The organism is Pseudalgibacter alginicilyticus (assembly GCF_001310225.1).
Lineage (GTDB): Bacteria > Bacteroidota > Bacteroidia > Flavobacteriales > Flavobacteriaceae > Pseudalgibacter > Pseudalgibacter alginicilyticus.
Genome location: NZ_CP012898.1, coordinates 2528751 through 2542930, shown reverse-complemented (window position 1 = coordinate 2542930; position 14180 = coordinate 2528751). Strand labels below are relative to the sequence as shown.

At 31.7% G+C, this 14180-nt stretch carries 13 protein-coding genes; 3 read left to right on the top strand and 10 right to left on the bottom strand.

Annotated features, from left to right (window positions below; translation table 11 throughout):
• The 4 genes from APS56_RS10510 to APS56_RS10495 are packed head-to-tail and all read right to left on the bottom strand — an operon-like array spanning position 1 to position 2911.
• Complete coding sequence (locus tag APS56_RS10510) at positions 1-474, bottom strand: methylated-DNA--[protein]-cysteine S-methyltransferase (protein ID WP_054727871.1); 474 nt, start codon at positions 472-474, stop codon at positions 1-3.
• Positions 474-1562: a CNNM domain-containing protein gene (locus APS56_RS10505; RefSeq protein ID WP_054727870.1), complete on the bottom strand. Its 1089-nt coding sequence runs from the start codon at positions 1560-1562 to the stop codon at positions 474-476. The genes APS56_RS10510 and APS56_RS10505 overlap by 1 nt, the downstream gene beginning before the upstream one ends.
• Positions 1563-1586: 24 nt before the next feature.
• Complete coding sequence (gene hemB / locus APS56_RS10500) at positions 1587-2576, bottom strand: porphobilinogen synthase (RefSeq protein ID WP_054727868.1); 990 nt, start codon at positions 2574-2576, stop codon at positions 1587-1589.
• A gap of 11 nt (positions 2577-2587) precedes the next feature.
• A complete protein-coding gene (locus tag APS56_RS10495; protein ID WP_236778410.1) occupies positions 2588-2911 on the bottom strand; it encodes a YchJ family protein in 324 nt (107 codons plus the stop codon).
• A 105-nt stretch (positions 2912-3016) separates the two neighbouring features.
• Between APS56_RS10495 and APS56_RS10490 the strand changes: the two genes are divergently transcribed.
• A complete protein-coding gene (locus APS56_RS10490) occupies positions 3017-5644 on the top strand; it encodes a DEAD/DEAH box helicase family protein (protein WP_054727865.1) in 2628 nt (875 codons plus the stop codon).
• A gap of 4 nt (positions 5645-5648) precedes the next feature.
• On the opposite strand, the gene hemF is transcribed toward APS56_RS10490, so the two are convergent.
• The 6 genes from hemF to hemA form a co-directional block, all read right to left on the bottom strand.
• Positions 5649-6551 carry an oxygen-dependent coproporphyrinogen oxidase gene (gene hemF, locus APS56_RS10485; RefSeq protein WP_054727862.1) on the bottom strand — a complete coding sequence of 301 codons (903 nt, stop codon included), beginning with the start codon at positions 6549-6551 and terminating at the stop codon, positions 5649-5651.
• Complete coding sequence (nhaA, locus tag APS56_RS10480; RefSeq protein ID WP_054727861.1) at positions 6548-7840, bottom strand: Na+/H+ antiporter NhaA; 1293 nt, start codon at positions 7838-7840, stop codon at positions 6548-6550. The genes hemF and nhaA overlap by 4 nt, the downstream gene beginning before the upstream one ends.
• 3 nt (positions 7841-7843) lie before the next feature.
• Positions 7844-8587 (bottom strand): EI24 domain-containing protein, encoded by a 744-nt coding sequence (locus APS56_RS10475; protein WP_054727860.1) that lies wholly within the window; start codon positions 8585-8587, stop codon positions 7844-7846.
• A gap of 143 nt (positions 8588-8730) precedes the next feature.
• Positions 8731-9753, bottom strand: coding sequence for a uroporphyrinogen decarboxylase (gene hemE / locus APS56_RS10470; protein WP_054727858.1), 1023 nt, complete (start codon positions 9751-9753; stop codon positions 8731-8733).
• 245 nt (positions 9754-9998) lie between these two features.
• Positions 9999-11576: a hydroxymethylbilane synthase gene (gene hemC, locus APS56_RS10465; protein WP_054727857.1), complete on the bottom strand. Its 1578-nt coding sequence runs from the start codon at positions 11574-11576 to the stop codon at positions 9999-10001.
• Positions 11569-12831 (bottom strand): glutamyl-tRNA reductase, encoded by a 1263-nt coding sequence (gene hemA / locus APS56_RS10460; RefSeq protein WP_054727855.1) that lies wholly within the window; start codon positions 12829-12831, stop codon positions 11569-11571. The genes hemC and hemA overlap by 8 nt, the downstream gene beginning before the upstream one ends.
• A gap of 189 nt (positions 12832-13020) precedes the next feature.
• Here hemA and APS56_RS10455 point away from each other — a divergent pair, with 189 nt between their 5' ends.
• Together APS56_RS10455 and APS56_RS17035 are read left to right on the top strand one after the other, a co-directional pair.
• On the top strand, positions 13021-13920 hold the full coding sequence (locus APS56_RS10455) for a helix-turn-helix transcriptional regulator (protein WP_054727853.1): 900 nt from the start codon (positions 13021-13023) through the stop codon (positions 13918-13920).
• 92 nt (positions 13921-14012) lie between these two features.
• Positions 14013-14174, top strand: a complete 162-nt coding sequence (locus APS56_RS17035) for a hypothetical protein (protein ID WP_169786437.1) — start codon at positions 14013-14015, stop codon at positions 14172-14174.
• Positions 14175-14180: the final 6 nt, after the last annotated feature.

The window sequence follows — 14180 nt, the reverse complement described above, 5'->3', positions numbered from 1 at the left end:
TCAAAATAAAGATTGCTGTTTGTATGGACTTTCATGTTCCAATAGCCATTTTTTACGATGTAGCCCACCTGCATATCCTGTTAAGCTGCCATTGCTACCAACAACTCTATGACAAGGTATAATTACCCAAAGCGGGTTATTACTATTAGCATTTGCTACAGCTCTAATGGCTTTAATACTGCCTAATTGTTTTGATAATTCTAAATATGAAAGGGTTTTTCCGTATGGAATTCGTTCTAATTGTTTCCAAACTTTTTTTTGAAAATTAGTACCCCCAGGGTTTAGTTTTAAATTGAATTGTTTTCGAGAACCTATAAAGTATTCATTAAGTTGTATGGCGCAATCTTCTAATACTTCTGGAATAATATTGGTTGTTTTCTCCTCGGTATTAAGTATTGTTATAGACGTTATTCCTTTATGATTCCCAATTATTTTGGTGAAGCCTAAAGGTGATTTGATTATACAGGTTTCCACTATTTCAAGGTGTTTTCGTCTTCAAAAATACCTAGTTTTTTGGCTCGTGACTCCCAGCTTTTTCTTGCTAAATATTGTAAGTCTGAAACACTGTCACTTTCATCCATGATTTCCAAACCAAGTAAGGTTTCAATAACATCTTCCATGGTTACTATGCCACTAACAGAACCATATTCATCAACCACTAAAGCCATGTGGTTCTTGCTTTCAATAAGTTTTTCAAAAAGAGTAGGAATAGGTAAACTTCTGTTAACTACAATAATATTTCGTTTTAAATCTGATAATTTTTTGTCGCCATTATCCAAGGCCATTTCTTTAAAAATTTCATCTTTTAAAACCAACCCAACAATATTATCTGGATCATCAGCATAAATAGGAATACGTGAAAAACGCAAATTCAAATTTTTATGAAAAAAATCTTTAACACTCGTTGTTTCCATTTCTGTTTTCATAACCGTTCTAGGGGTCATAACGTCTTTTGCAAATACCTCCTTAAAGGTTATTAGGTTTTTAATTATTTTACTTTCATTTTCTTGAAAAACACCTTCTTCTTGAGCAATATCTGCCATGGCATGAAAATCTTCTCTACTTAAAACACTTCCTTCATGAGCTTTTCCTCCAATGACTTTGGTTGTTAATTGAAGTAGCCATAAAATACCAGTCCATTTTAAAGGAAAAATCAAAATAGTTAATGCCTTTGAAGTAAAATTTGCTAATTGTTTCCAATAGGTGGCACCTATGGTTTTAGGTACAATTTCTGAAGCTACTAAAATTAAAAATGTCATAACAGCGGAAACGACACCAACCGTATTTATACCAAATATCTCAATTTTAAAAGGTAATTTTTCAGCTTCAATTCCTACCATCATGGCTCCTAAGGTATGCGCAATGGTATTAAGAGTTAAAATAGCAATTAAAGGTTTATCTACATCTTTCTTTAAGCTTTCTAATGTTATTGCATAGTCTTTGTTTTCTTGTTTTTTAAGATTTATAAACGTAGGGGTGACGCTTAATAAAACCGCTTCAAGTATAGAACATAAAAAGGAAAAAAAGATAGATATGGTTGCCCAAAAAATTAATGCGCTCATTTGTGTTTTTTTGTTAGTGCTAATTTACGAAATCAGATTCACAACATCTTTAGCAAAATAACTCGCTATAATATCGGCTCCAGCACGTTTAAAAGCAGTAGTAGTTTCTATTATCACTTGATCGTGGTTTAGCCACCCCTTTTCGGCAGCAGCTTTTATCATAGCATATTCGCCAGAAACTTGATATACCGCTACAGGCACATCAACTTCATTTTTAATATCTCTTAAAATATCGAGGTATGAAAGTCCTGGTTTTACCATGACAATATCGGCCCCTTCATCAATATCTATTAGGGTTTCTCTAACAGCTTCCAATCTATTACCAAAATCCATTTGGTAAGTTTTTTTGTTTTTTGGTACATCAATCATGTCAACAGGTGCAGAATCCAGCGCGTCGCGAAAAGGCCCGTAAAAAGATGAGGCATATTTTGCAGTATAGGCCATGATACCTGTGTTTTTAAAACCTTCTTGTTCTAGTAGTTGGCGAATTTGTAGTGTTCTGCCATCATTCATATCACTTGGTGCAATAAAATCTGATCCTGCTTGGGCGTGTGTTAAAGCCATTCTTGCTAAAACTTCGGCCGATTCATCATTAATAATCATACCGTTTTGCACAATACCATCATGACCAACTGATGAATAGGGGTCGAGAGCTACATCGGTCATCACTAACATATCTGGACATACATTTTTAACTGTTTTAATAGCACGTTGCATGAGTCCGTTAGGGTTTAAAGCTTCAGTTCCTTTATTGTCTTTTAAATGGTCAGGGACTTTTACAAAAAGCAACACCGATTTTAAACCTAATCCCCAAAGTTCTTTAACTTCTTTTTCTAATAAATCTAAACTGTAACGAAAGTAGTTTGGCATGGATGAAATTTCATCCTTTACACCTTTGCCTTCCACTACAAAAAGAGGCACTAAAAAATCGTTTGGTGTTATAATGGTTTCACGAACTAATGAACGAATGGATTCATTAGTTCTTAATCTTCGGTTTCTTCTTAAAGGGAACATTTTTTTGTGTTTTATTGACTTAAACCTAAGTAAGTCCAGTGATTGTCTTCTTTTATAAATATGGATTTTTCGTGAATGACACGTATTTTTCCGTGTTTGTAAAAATACGCATTAAATGTTACAGTCCCATCACTATCGGTTTCATATCCTTTGGAAGTTTCTAAAATTTCTAATTTTATCCATTCTACTGATTTAGCCCACTTTACAATGTCTTTTTTTTCTTTTATTGGACGTGTAGAGCTGTGATGGCTTTGCATTAAATAATCGCCGTTAGCTAATACAAATGCAGAATATCTAGAACGCATCAATTGTTCCGCTGTTACTGCTTTGTTCATGTTTTTATGTGCTTTTTGGCAGCATTGGGCGTAAGTTTTTAAATTTCCGCAGTAACAGTTCATAGTTTTTCTATATTTGAAACTATAAAAATACTAATTCTTAATATGCTCTTTAAAAATTTAAAATTTATTTTTCCTTGGCGTAGTTATCAGGAAAAATTTATAAAGAATATTAGTAAGCATATTGATGATAATCATTTGCATGTAGTGGCGCCTCCTGGCTCAGGAAAAACTATTTTAGGTATTGAAATAGTAAGGCAAATTGGTAAAAAAACTTTGGTGCTTGCTCCAACACTTACTGTTAGAAATCAATGGCAAAACAGGTTGCAAAGCTTTTTTGTAGACAAGACCGTATTTGATGATTTTTCTTTTGACATTAAGAATCCTAAAGCAATTACTTTTTCCACTTATCAATCGTTACATTCTTTTTATAAAACATTTGAAAATAAAGCTGATTATTTTGCTTTCTTTCAAAAAGAAAAAATTGAAGTTATTGTTTTAGACGAAGCACATCATTTAAAAAATGTTTGGTGGACATGTTTATTTCAATTAAAATATGATAATAATATAACTATGGTGGCTTTAACGGCAACACCACCGTATGATAGTGATGCTTTAGAAGTGTCAAAATATTTTAAACTATGTGGAGATATTGATGAAGAAATAGTAGTGCCTGAACTTGTAAAGGAAGGCGATTTATGTCCGCATCAAGATTTTGTTTATTTTTCTAAACCTAAAGAAAAAGAGATTCATTTTATATTTGAATACAGAAAGAAAATTTCAAATTTTATAGATGATTTAAAAGTAAATTCTGAGTTTATTTCTTTTATAAAAAATCATCGTTTTTTTAAAATAACCGAAAATTATTTAAGTGATATTTATAGAAATCCAGAATATTTTTCGGCTATTTTAATTTTTTTAAATGCTATTAGTCAAAAAATATCTAAAGAAAATTTATACGTTTTAGGTTTTGAAAAGGATGAAAAGGTTGATTTTCCTGTTTTTACAAACCAATGGGCACAAGTTTTATTTCAGAATTTAATTGTTTCTGATCGATTTAATTTAATTGAGAACGAATCGTATTTAGAAAAATTAGAAACTAAACTTAGAAGGTTGCATATTTTTGAAAATAAGAAAGTAGATTTAATTGGCAATAATCAACTGTATCGTTCCTTGTCCAGTAGTTCAAGTAAATTGCTAAGTGTAGTTGATATTATTTCTAATGAATATCAAAATTTAAAATTAGATTTACGAGCTGTTGTTTTAACTGATTATATTAAAAAAGAGTTCAAAACTACTGAAGATAAAGCCGTTTATTCCATTGATAAATTGGGTGTTGTTCCCATTTTTCAGCATCTTCGAGTAAGTTCCATTCCAAAAGAAGAAATGGGAGTGTTAACAGGAAGTTTAGTCATTATTCATAAAAGTAATATAGAAGCTTTTGGGGAGATTGAACCGATTGAAAATTACAATGTCGTTCCATTTATACCGGATAGTAATTATGTTGAAATACTTCCAAAAGTTGGTGCAAATCATTTAGTAGATACTATGACTAGAATGTTTGAATTGGGAGTTTTTAAAATTCTTATTGGCACAAAATCTCTTTTAGGAGAAGGGTGGGACGCTCCTTCTATAAACACCTTGGTATTAGCTTCATTTATTGGTTCATATGTGTCTTCTAATCAAATGCGTGGTCGTGCTATCAGAACTCAAAAAGGAAACCTAAACAAAACAGGAAACATTTGGCATCTGGTGTGTTTAGATCCTACGGATGATAAAGGTGGAAAAGATATTGAAACACTAAAACGTCGGTTTGATGCCTTTGTAGGTGTTTCAAATTCTGATAAGAATTATATTGAAAGTGGTATTGATAGGTTGAATCTGCCTGATAATTTCACAGATGTTAATTTTCAATCATTGAATGAAGGCACAATAACTCAATCAAAAAACCGTGCTATTTTAAAAGAAAAATGGCATAATGCCATTGAGGTTGGAACTACAATGTCTAGAGAAATTAAGCAATATTATCAGGGTGATGAGCCTTTTGAGGTAGAAAAAAATAAGACTTTTAATGATGTGATTCGCTATAGTTTTTTTGAATTACTAATAGCTTTATTATTTTTTTTACCCCAGTTTTTTGTTAAGAACTTAAACATTTTAATGACTAAAGGTGTGATCAGTTTTTTGTATACATTATTGCTCGCTTTAGGCTTGTCTTTTGGTTGGAAAACATATAAATCGATTAAAAATTACCTTCAATTTGGGTCATTGCATAAAGATTTAGAAAAAATAGCTAATGCGCTTTTAGATAGTTTGTATGATTTAAATGAAATAACAACTGAAAGAGGCAGTATTAAATTAACTATTAATTCATTGCTAAAAGGTGAGGTGATTTGTGTTATAAAAGGAGCCAGCGAATTGGAAAGTGCTTTATTTATAAATGCACTTCAAGAAATTATTGAGCCTATTAAAAATCCTCGTTATTTAATTGTGAAAACAAATTGGTTTAGAAGACGATTTAAAATTCAAAATTATTATTCCGTCCCAGAATTATTAGGAGTTAAAAAACAACGTTGTGACGTGTTTTTAAAACACTGGAAGCACCATGTAGGAACTTGCAAGGTGTTTTACACAAGGCATTTTGAAGGGCGAAAAATATTGTTAAAAGCAAGATTATTTCACCTGTCAAATTCGTTTAAAAAAACTACTAAAAAAGCAGTTATTTGGAATTAATAATTCACACCCAATCTTTTGGGTTTCTTAAAACGTTTATAAGTTTTTCTTCTCCGCTTCCTGTTTCTGGATGATAATTATACACCCATTGTACATGTGGTGGTAAACTCATTAAAATACTTTCAATACGACCGTTGGTTTTTAGGCCGAAAAGGGTGCCTTTGTCGTGTACTAAATTAAATTCTACGTAGCGTCCACGACGTATTTCTTGCCAATTTCGTTGAGCATTTGTAAAAGATAAATCTTTTCGTTTTTTCACAATAGGTATATAGGCTTCTAAGAAGCTATTGCCTACTTCAGTTACAAAGTTGAACCAATTTTCTATAGACATGTTTTTTGTAGCCTTACAATAATCAAAAAACAATCCTCCTATGCCTCTGCCTTCTTCACGATGTGTGTTATAAAAGTATTCATCGCAACGTTTTTTGTATGCTGGATAAAACTCTGCATTGTGTTTATCGCAGGCAGTTTTACAGGTTTGATGAAAATGTATAGCGTCTTCTTCAAATAAATAGTAAGGTGTTAAATCCTGTCCGCCACCAAACCAACTATCAATAATATTTCCATTTTCATTATACATTTCAAAATAGCGCCAATTGGCATGAACGGTTGGTACCATGGGGTTTTTTGGGTGTAATACTAAGCTCAATCCACAGGCAAAAAAATCAACATCACCAACATTAAAGTAGGTTTGCATGGATTTTGGCAATTTACCATAAACCCTAGATATATTAACCCCACCTTTTTCAAAAACGTTGCCGTTTTCAATTACTCGAGTTCGTCCGCCACCGCCTTCTGGACGTTCCCAAATATCTTCTTGAAACTTTGCTTTCCCATCAATGGCTTCTAATTTGAAACAGATGTTGTCTTGTAAGTTTTGAATGTACTGAAAGAATTTGGTTTTCACTTTTTCTTTTTATCATTTAAAATAATGTAGCCAATTATAGCAGCAACCACAGAACCTATTAAAATACCAATTTTTGAGGAGTCAACATATATAGGATCTATAAACGCCAAGCCTGCAATAAAAATAGCCATTGTAAACCCAATACCAGCTAAAAATGACACACCAATAATATGTCTGTTACTAATATCAGCAGGTACTTCAATAAGCTTTAATTTTCTAGCTATGAATATAATTGAAGTTACTCCAACACTTTTACCTACTACTAAAGCAATAATTATTTTTAGTATTAAATTGTTATCTAAACCTATATCAGTATGTAGTGAAACACCTGCATTGGCCAAAGCAAATACGGGTATGATTAAATAGGCAACCCAATCGTGTAAATCATGTTCTAAATCTTGAAGTGGTGATTTAAATTTGTTAGCCCAATTCTGTAAGTTAATCATTTCTCGAATTTGATCTTTAGAAAGAATAGGTTCTTTTAAATCTGCAGCTTTCTTTATGTTTCCCGTAATAGTTACTAAATTATCAACAAATTCGTTGGTTTTAATCTTTTGGCTAATAGGCACAGAAAATGCTAATAATACACCAGATAATGTTGGGTGAATACCTGATTTTAAAAACAAGGTCCAAATGACAATGCCTAACACAATCATTAAAAATTTGGTATAATAACCTTTATAGGATAGTAGATATAAAACTCCTAATAATAATAGTGCAATACCTAACATGTCTATTTGAATATCACTGCTGTAAAATATGGCAATTACTAATACAGCAGCTAAATCATCTACAATAGCAAATGCCGTTAAAAATATTTTAAGGCTTAATGGAACTCTGTTTCCAAGTGCGTTCAGTATGGCTAATGAAAATGCTATATCAGTAGCCATTGGTACTCCCCAACCTTTAAGGGTGTCAGGGTTGGTATTAAGTACAAAATATAAGGTTACAGGAAGTATTATGCCTCCTAAAGCACCGAATAAAGGAAATGCGACTTTTTTTAAAGAATTAAGTTCGCCAATAAGAAATTCTCGTTTAATTTCTAAGCCTATTAAGAAAAAGAAGATAGCCATTAGACCATCATTTATCCATAATATAAGTGGTTTGTTTAACTCGAAACCTTCGGAAGTAAATCCTAATTTATATTGCCATAAAGATTGGTAGCTTTCAGCTAATGGTGAGTTTGCCCAAATAAGAGCCATAATTGTTGCAAACAGCAATAAAATACCACTTGAACTTTCAATTTGATAAAATTTTTGAATCGGGGATAAAATATTTCTTTTAGCCATTTATTAGTACTTTTTGTTATTTATAGTTTCTATTGTCTTTATTGAAGCAGCCGTAACAGATAGTGGTAGAACTAAAATCACTCCAAAAAAAGGAATGAATAAAAATAGTAAAAATATGATGCCATTTCCTATTGCTAAGCCTTTATTTTTGTTAATAAATTGTAAACTCTCTTTGTATTTAAAGTGGCGTTCTAACGTGTAATCCATATTTCCAAAACCTGCATAATAAGCTTGAACCATAAATAGTAAAATGGTTGAAAATATATTAATTACAGGTATGAATTTTAAAAGTAGAATTGGAATGGTGATTAATAATTCCATGATAAGATTTCTGCTGTTAATTTTGATGCCTCGCCATAGTTGTTCAGAAAATGTGGTGTTTCTATTTGAACTTGGTATATTTCCTGTTAAATAGGCTTCAATTTTTTCTGAAACAGGACTCATAAATGGGGCTGATAGAGCCATAATAATATGCTTAAAAAGAATTAGTCCTAAAATAATGATTGTTAATCCTCCAATAAACGAACTAATAGTAGTAAAGATTTCTTTACCCCAGTTCCAAATCCAAATTTTTGAAATAAAAGTTCCTATATCATCTGATAGTCCATAGGCTGAGCTAAAAATTACGATAGCTGTTATAAGACTTATTAGCATTGGAATAGCAAAGTATTTCCAGAGTTTTAGTTTTGAAATTAAACTAAACGCACCGAAGTATGCTTTGATTCCTGAAATGATGTTTTTAATCATATCGCAACTTTTGTTTAATCGATTGAACAGTCTGTGATAGCTACTCGCAGAAAGCCCGTGATGAAAGTACTGCCGACTTTTTATAGTTGTAATTTTCGATTGAAAATCTGTGACTTAAAAAATCGGGTTACTCTCAAAAATTTTTAATTTTCGTATTCTTTTACAGCATCTATAAATGCTTTTGCATGGTCTAATGGAATATTTGGTAATATACCATGGCCTAAATTTACTATATATTTATCTTTTCCAAATTCGTTAATCATTTGGTGTGCCATTTTCCTAATTTCAGCTGGAGGCGATAATAGTCTTGAAGGGTCAAAATTTCCTTGAAGAGTTATATTTCCACCAGTTAAGTACCTTGCGTTTCTTGGAGAGCAGGTCCAATCAACACCTATTGCCGAGGCACCAGATTTTGCCATATCATTCAGTGCAAACCAACAACCTTTTCCAAAGGCAATTACAGGAGTATCCTTTTTTAGTGCATCAATGATTTGTTGTATATATTGCCAAGAAAATTCTTGATAATCAATAGGAGAAAGCATACCTCCCCACGAATCAAATACCTGAACAGCATTACATCCAGCCTTTACTTTTTCTTTTAAATAAGCAATGGTAGTATCTGTTATTTTTTGAAGCAATTGATGTGCTGCAACAGGGTTTGTAAAACAAAATTCTTTGGCTTTATCGAAAGTTTTACTGCCTTGGCCTTGTACACAATAGCATAAAATTGTCCATGGTGAACCTGCAAAACCAATTAATGGAATCTCATCATTAAGTAATTCCTTGGTGGCTTTTATGGCTTGATATACATAATCAAGTTCCATTTTTACATCTGGAACAATAACATTATCTACAGCTTTTTGAGTGCGAATTGGATTTGGTAAATAAGGACCAAAATTTGGTTTCATTTGTACTTCAATATTCATAGCCTGTGGAATAACTAAAATATCGCTAAATAAAATAGCAGCATCCATACCGTATCTTCGGATGGGTTGTACGGTTATCTCACTTGCTAATTCTGGAGTTCTACAACGTGTAAAAAAATCATATTTTTCACGTATGGCTATAAATTCTGGTAAGTAACGCCCTGCCTGACGCATCATCCAAACAGGAGGACGGTTAACGGTTTCACCTTTTAATGCTTTTAAAAATAAATCGTTCTTCATATTTAGTTGTTAGCAATTGGCTTTTGGCACTTTGCATTTTAACGGTTTTTATTTTATAAATTAAACTGTTTATCATTTTTGCTTCTTTTTGAATTAAATCAAAAACGATTTCAAACTCATTGGACTTTTTAAATCAATTTTAAAGTCTTTACTCTTTTTATGAGTCTTTGACTCTTGGGCTTTATCAGCCTCATTTTTATACACAATAGCGTTGCTAATAGTTAAATACCAATGGCAAACAACTATCAAATATAGTGTAGATTAACTAACGTAATCACACTTTCTACTGTTGGTAATTTTGAAATTCTTACGTCTTCAAAATGTTTTTTTGCCTCTTTAGCTGTTGTTTCACCAATACAAAAAGCAATCACTTCCAAATTGTTTTTTTGAACAAAACTCTCAACAGTTGAAGGACTATAAAACATAGCTGCTTCAATTGAATCAGCCACTTTAATACTATCAAACTTGGTTTGATAGGCTTCAATTTCATTCACTTTTATATTATTTTGAACTAAAATGCTTGGTAATTCATCTAGTCTGATATCGCTACAAAAATAAGTAACTTCTTTACCGTCCATATACTTAACCAAATAGTTTGCAAGTTTTTTAGCATTATGCTCAAAATGAGTAACTTTTCCAATTTTTTGCTCTATTAGGCGTTTTGTTCTGCGACCAACACAATAGATGTTTTTAAATTGTAATTCGATTGCAGAAAAGTTTGTAATTAAAGAATCAACAGCATTTTTACTGGTAATAATTACGTTTTGGATTTCATTTTTTAAAAAGCGTGGATGAATTCTATTCAAACTAATTTTTATAAAATCTGAACTTTCAACAATTACTTTTTCATTGAATAATAAACGTTGATCTTCAGTAAGATTTTTGGTTGAAAATACATTTGTTTTTTTATTGGTGTTTTTAATGTTGTCCATTAAGCGTTTGCCACCTCTTTCTATTACAAAATCGGCACAATATTTAGCCATATCATGATGCTCTCCCACTTTTTTTACACGAGTTACATCAATTCTTTTGCTTCCGTCTTCACTTAGTAGAACACCTTTAAAGTTAATTTCCTCGTTTTTGATATAAGCCAAAGCACCAATTGGTGCAGTACAACCGCCTTCTAATCTATTTAAAAATTCACGCTCAATCGTGGTGCAAATTTCTGTTTCTTCATGGTTTAATTCTTTACAAGCAGCTAATATAAATTCGTCATTTTCTAAAGCAGTAATCATGATGGCGCCTTGTGCTGGTGCAGGAATCATCCAGTCTAAATTAATAGCTTCTTCTGGTCTTAGCCCTATCCTTCCAATGCCAGCAGCAGCAAAAATAGTAGCATTCCATTCTTCGTTATTTTTTAATTTTTGTAAACGTGAATTTACGTTTCCTCGTATGTCTACAATGGTATGTGTTGGAAATCTGTTTAACCATTGTGCTCTGCGCCGTAAACTACCAGTAGCAATAATAGCATCTTTGGAACCTAAAAACTCTTCATTGTTTTTAAAAACCAAAGTATCATTCACATTGCCTCGTTTTATAACAGCAGCTTGTACTATGCCTTTGGGTAATAAAGTTGGCACGTCTTTCAAGGAATGTACTGCAATATCAATATCATGATTAAGCATGGCAACATCTAAGGTACGTGTGAAAATACCGGTAATTCCTAATTGATATAATGGTTTGTCTAAAACTAAGTCGCCAGTAGATTTTACAGGAACTAATTCTGTTTTATGACCTAAACTTTGTAGTTGACTTTGTACTATTTTGGCTTGCCATAGTGCTAATTCACTATCGCGTGTCCCAATTCTTATGGTTTTAGACATGTGTTGACGGTTGTTCTAACTGGAAGACTTTTTTTATGAGTTCCAGACTATCATCAGTAGAAACGTCATCATCTTTCAAATGATGCGCAAAATGATTGGTTATTTTTTGAATGATATTGTTGCTGATTATTTCGGCTTGTTCTTCATTAAAATCAGCGTTTTTTTTGCGTAAAGCATCCAATTCTGCTGTTTTAAAATCATTCAATTTAAGTTTAAGTGCTTTAATGGTAGGTGCAAATTTTCGAGTTTCCAGCCAATTATTAAATTCAGTTTTCACTTCTTCAATTATATGTTCAGCTAATGGAATGTGCTTTTTACGAGCTTCTAAAGTTTGGTCGGTAATTTTAGATAAATCATCCAAATGTATTAATGATACATTATTTAATTCCTTAACATTATTATTTACATTTTTGGGTATTGATAAATCTAAAATCAATAACGGTTTTTTAGATTGAACAATATGTTTATCTATGGTTGGGCGTTGTGCACCTGTAGCTACAATCAATATGTCCGAATGTGAAATTTCTTCTTGTAAATTAGCATAATCCTTGACTATTAAATTAAACTTTCCAGCAATTTGTTCTGCTTTGTTTTTTGTTCTATTAATTAAGGTAATATGTTCATTTTTGGTGTGTTTAACTAAGTTTTCGCATGTGTTCCTACCAATTTTACCTGTTCCAAACAATAATATGTTTTTATTTGAAACGTCTTGAATGGTGTTAAAAATATATTGAACTGATGCAAACGAAACAGAGGTTGCTCCTGATGAAATATTGGTTTCAGTTTTGATGCGTTTACTAGCTTGAATAACAGCGTTTACCAACCGTTCTGAAAAATTGTTAAGTAAACCGTGTTTTCTTGATAATTTTGCACTTATTTTTAACTGGCTTATTATTTCAAAATCACCAAGAATCTGGCTATCTAAACCAGAACCCACGCGAAACATATGCGCAATAGCTTCTTTGTTTTTATAAACATAAGCTACTTTTTGAAACTCATCAACGGTACCGCGTGTATTGTCACAAAGTAATTGGATAAGTTGGAAAGGGTGCTGGGCGAAACCGTAAATTTCCGTACGATTGCAAGTTGAGGTTATTACCAAACTTTCAATATTATTGTCTTTAGCTTGTTGAAGTAATGCTAACTTAGCATTTTCATCTAAACTAAAGTGCCCACGCGTGTCTGCATCGGCTTTTTTATAACTCAACCCGATGGCGTAAAAAGAGTTACTTTTTGAAATATTGTACTGCTGCATGCTGATACCTGAAATTGTCAAGCAAAAATATGTTGATGACTTGACAAAAAGTAACGCTAAAAGAACTTTTAGTATCGTTTGTGGTTTTTTAACGTTGTTTTTTATTAAATTATGATAATTGTCATATTTTTGTAGGGAATTAGGCGCTTTTTAGGCAATTAATTTAGAACGAATCTAAATAAATATGTTATGAATCATGAAACAACCAAGCGTAAAAATGTCGCTCAAAGTTCTTTTGAGGAAACTAAAGTAGATGATGGGTTTTTAATTCTGTCATATAAAAATGAAAGTATCGAAATTCAAAATGTTGTAAAAGAAATAGATAGCGACTACATTCAATTTCACTTTTGTGTAAAAGGATCTAGCCAATTTTTATTTAATGAAGGACATTATAAATTAAATATTTTAGAAGAAAATTCTTTGTTACTTTATAATCCGCAGCGAGATTTACCAATAAATTTAGAAATAAATCCACATTCTTGGATAGTTTCTGTATTAATTTCTATTAAAAAGTTTCACGGTTTATTCTCGCAAGAAGCACATTATATTTCTTTTTTAAGTGAAGATAATAAGGATAAAAAGTATTATAAGGATGGTGTTATTTCGCCATCCATGGCTATTGTGTTAAATCAATTGATTAATTACAATCTTAATCATTCAATTAAATCACTTTATTTTAAAGGCAAGGCATATGAATTGCTAAGCTTATATTTTAATAGAAGTGAAGATGCTGATGTAGAGCAATGTCCGTTTTTAGTTGATGAAACCAACGTGATAAAAATTAGAAAAGCTAAAGATATTATTGTGTCTCGTATGGCAGAGCCACCAACTTTACAAGAATTAGCAGATGAAATAGGATTGAATCTTAAAAAATTAAAGGAAGGCTTTAAGCAAATTTATGGCGATTCGGTATTTAGTTTTTTGTTTGATTATAAAATGGAGGTTGCCAGAAAATTATTAGAAGCTGGTAACGATAACGTTAATGAAGTAGGGCATAAAGTAGGCTATAGTACAGCCAGTCATTTTATTGCAGCTTTTAAAAAGAAATATGGAACAACGCCTAAAAAGTATATTATGTCTTTGGGGTAGTTTTGTAAGTAATGTTACATTTTATTGATTATTTGGTAACAAATGACTATCTTATTCGTTATAATTTAGCAACTTTAAAACCCCCTATAATCATGAAATACCTAACACCAGAAATTGCGGCCTTAGCTAAAAATTATAATTCAAAATCATTAGTGCGTTCTAATACATCTTGCGGTATTTTTCAAGACTGTGACTACAATGAAAAAAGGCCAAAACCCTATTATCAGCAAGAGATTGAAAAAAACATTAAGTAATTATTT

What these genes read in the sequence shown, in the direction of transcription:
- hemA (WP_054727855.1), bottom strand. Translation starts at nt 12,831, where the DNA reads ATGCAGCAGTACAATATTTCAAAAAGTAACTCTTTTTACGCCATCGGG.
- APS56_RS10495 (WP_236778410.1), bottom strand. Translation starts at nt 2,911, where the DNA reads ATGAACAAAGCAGTAACAGCGGAACAATTGATGCGTTCTAGATATTCT.
- hemC (WP_054727857.1), bottom strand. Translation starts at nt 11,576, where the DNA reads ATGTCTAAAACCATAAGAATTGGGACACGCGATAGTGAATTAGCACTA.
- nhaA (WP_054727861.1), bottom strand. Translation starts at nt 7,840, where the DNA reads ATGGCTAAAAGAAATATTTTATCCCCGATTCAAAAATTTTATCAAATT.
- APS56_RS17035 (WP_169786437.1), top strand. Translation starts at nt 14,013, where the DNA reads ATGAAATACCTAACACCAGAAATTGCGGCCTTAGCTAAAAATTATAAT.
- APS56_RS10455 (WP_054727853.1), top strand. Translation starts at nt 13,021, where the DNA reads ATGAATCATGAAACAACCAAGCGTAAAAATGTCGCTCAAAGTTCTTTT.
- hemE (WP_054727858.1), bottom strand. Translation starts at nt 9,753, where the DNA reads ATGAAGAACGATTTATTTTTAAAAGCATTAAAAGGTGAAACCGTTAAC.
- APS56_RS10490 (WP_054727865.1), top strand. Translation starts at nt 3,017, where the DNA reads ATGCTCTTTAAAAATTTAAAATTTATTTTTCCTTGGCGTAGTTATCAG.
- APS56_RS10475 (WP_054727860.1), bottom strand. Translation starts at nt 8,587, where the DNA reads ATGATTAAAAACATCATTTCAGGAATCAAAGCATACTTCGGTGCGTTT.
- hemB (WP_054727868.1), bottom strand. Translation starts at nt 2,576, where the DNA reads ATGTTCCCTTTAAGAAGAAACCGAAGATTAAGAACTAATGAATCCATT.
- APS56_RS10505 (WP_054727870.1), bottom strand. Translation starts at nt 1,562, where the DNA reads ATGAGCGCATTAATTTTTTGGGCAACCATATCTATCTTTTTTTCCTTT.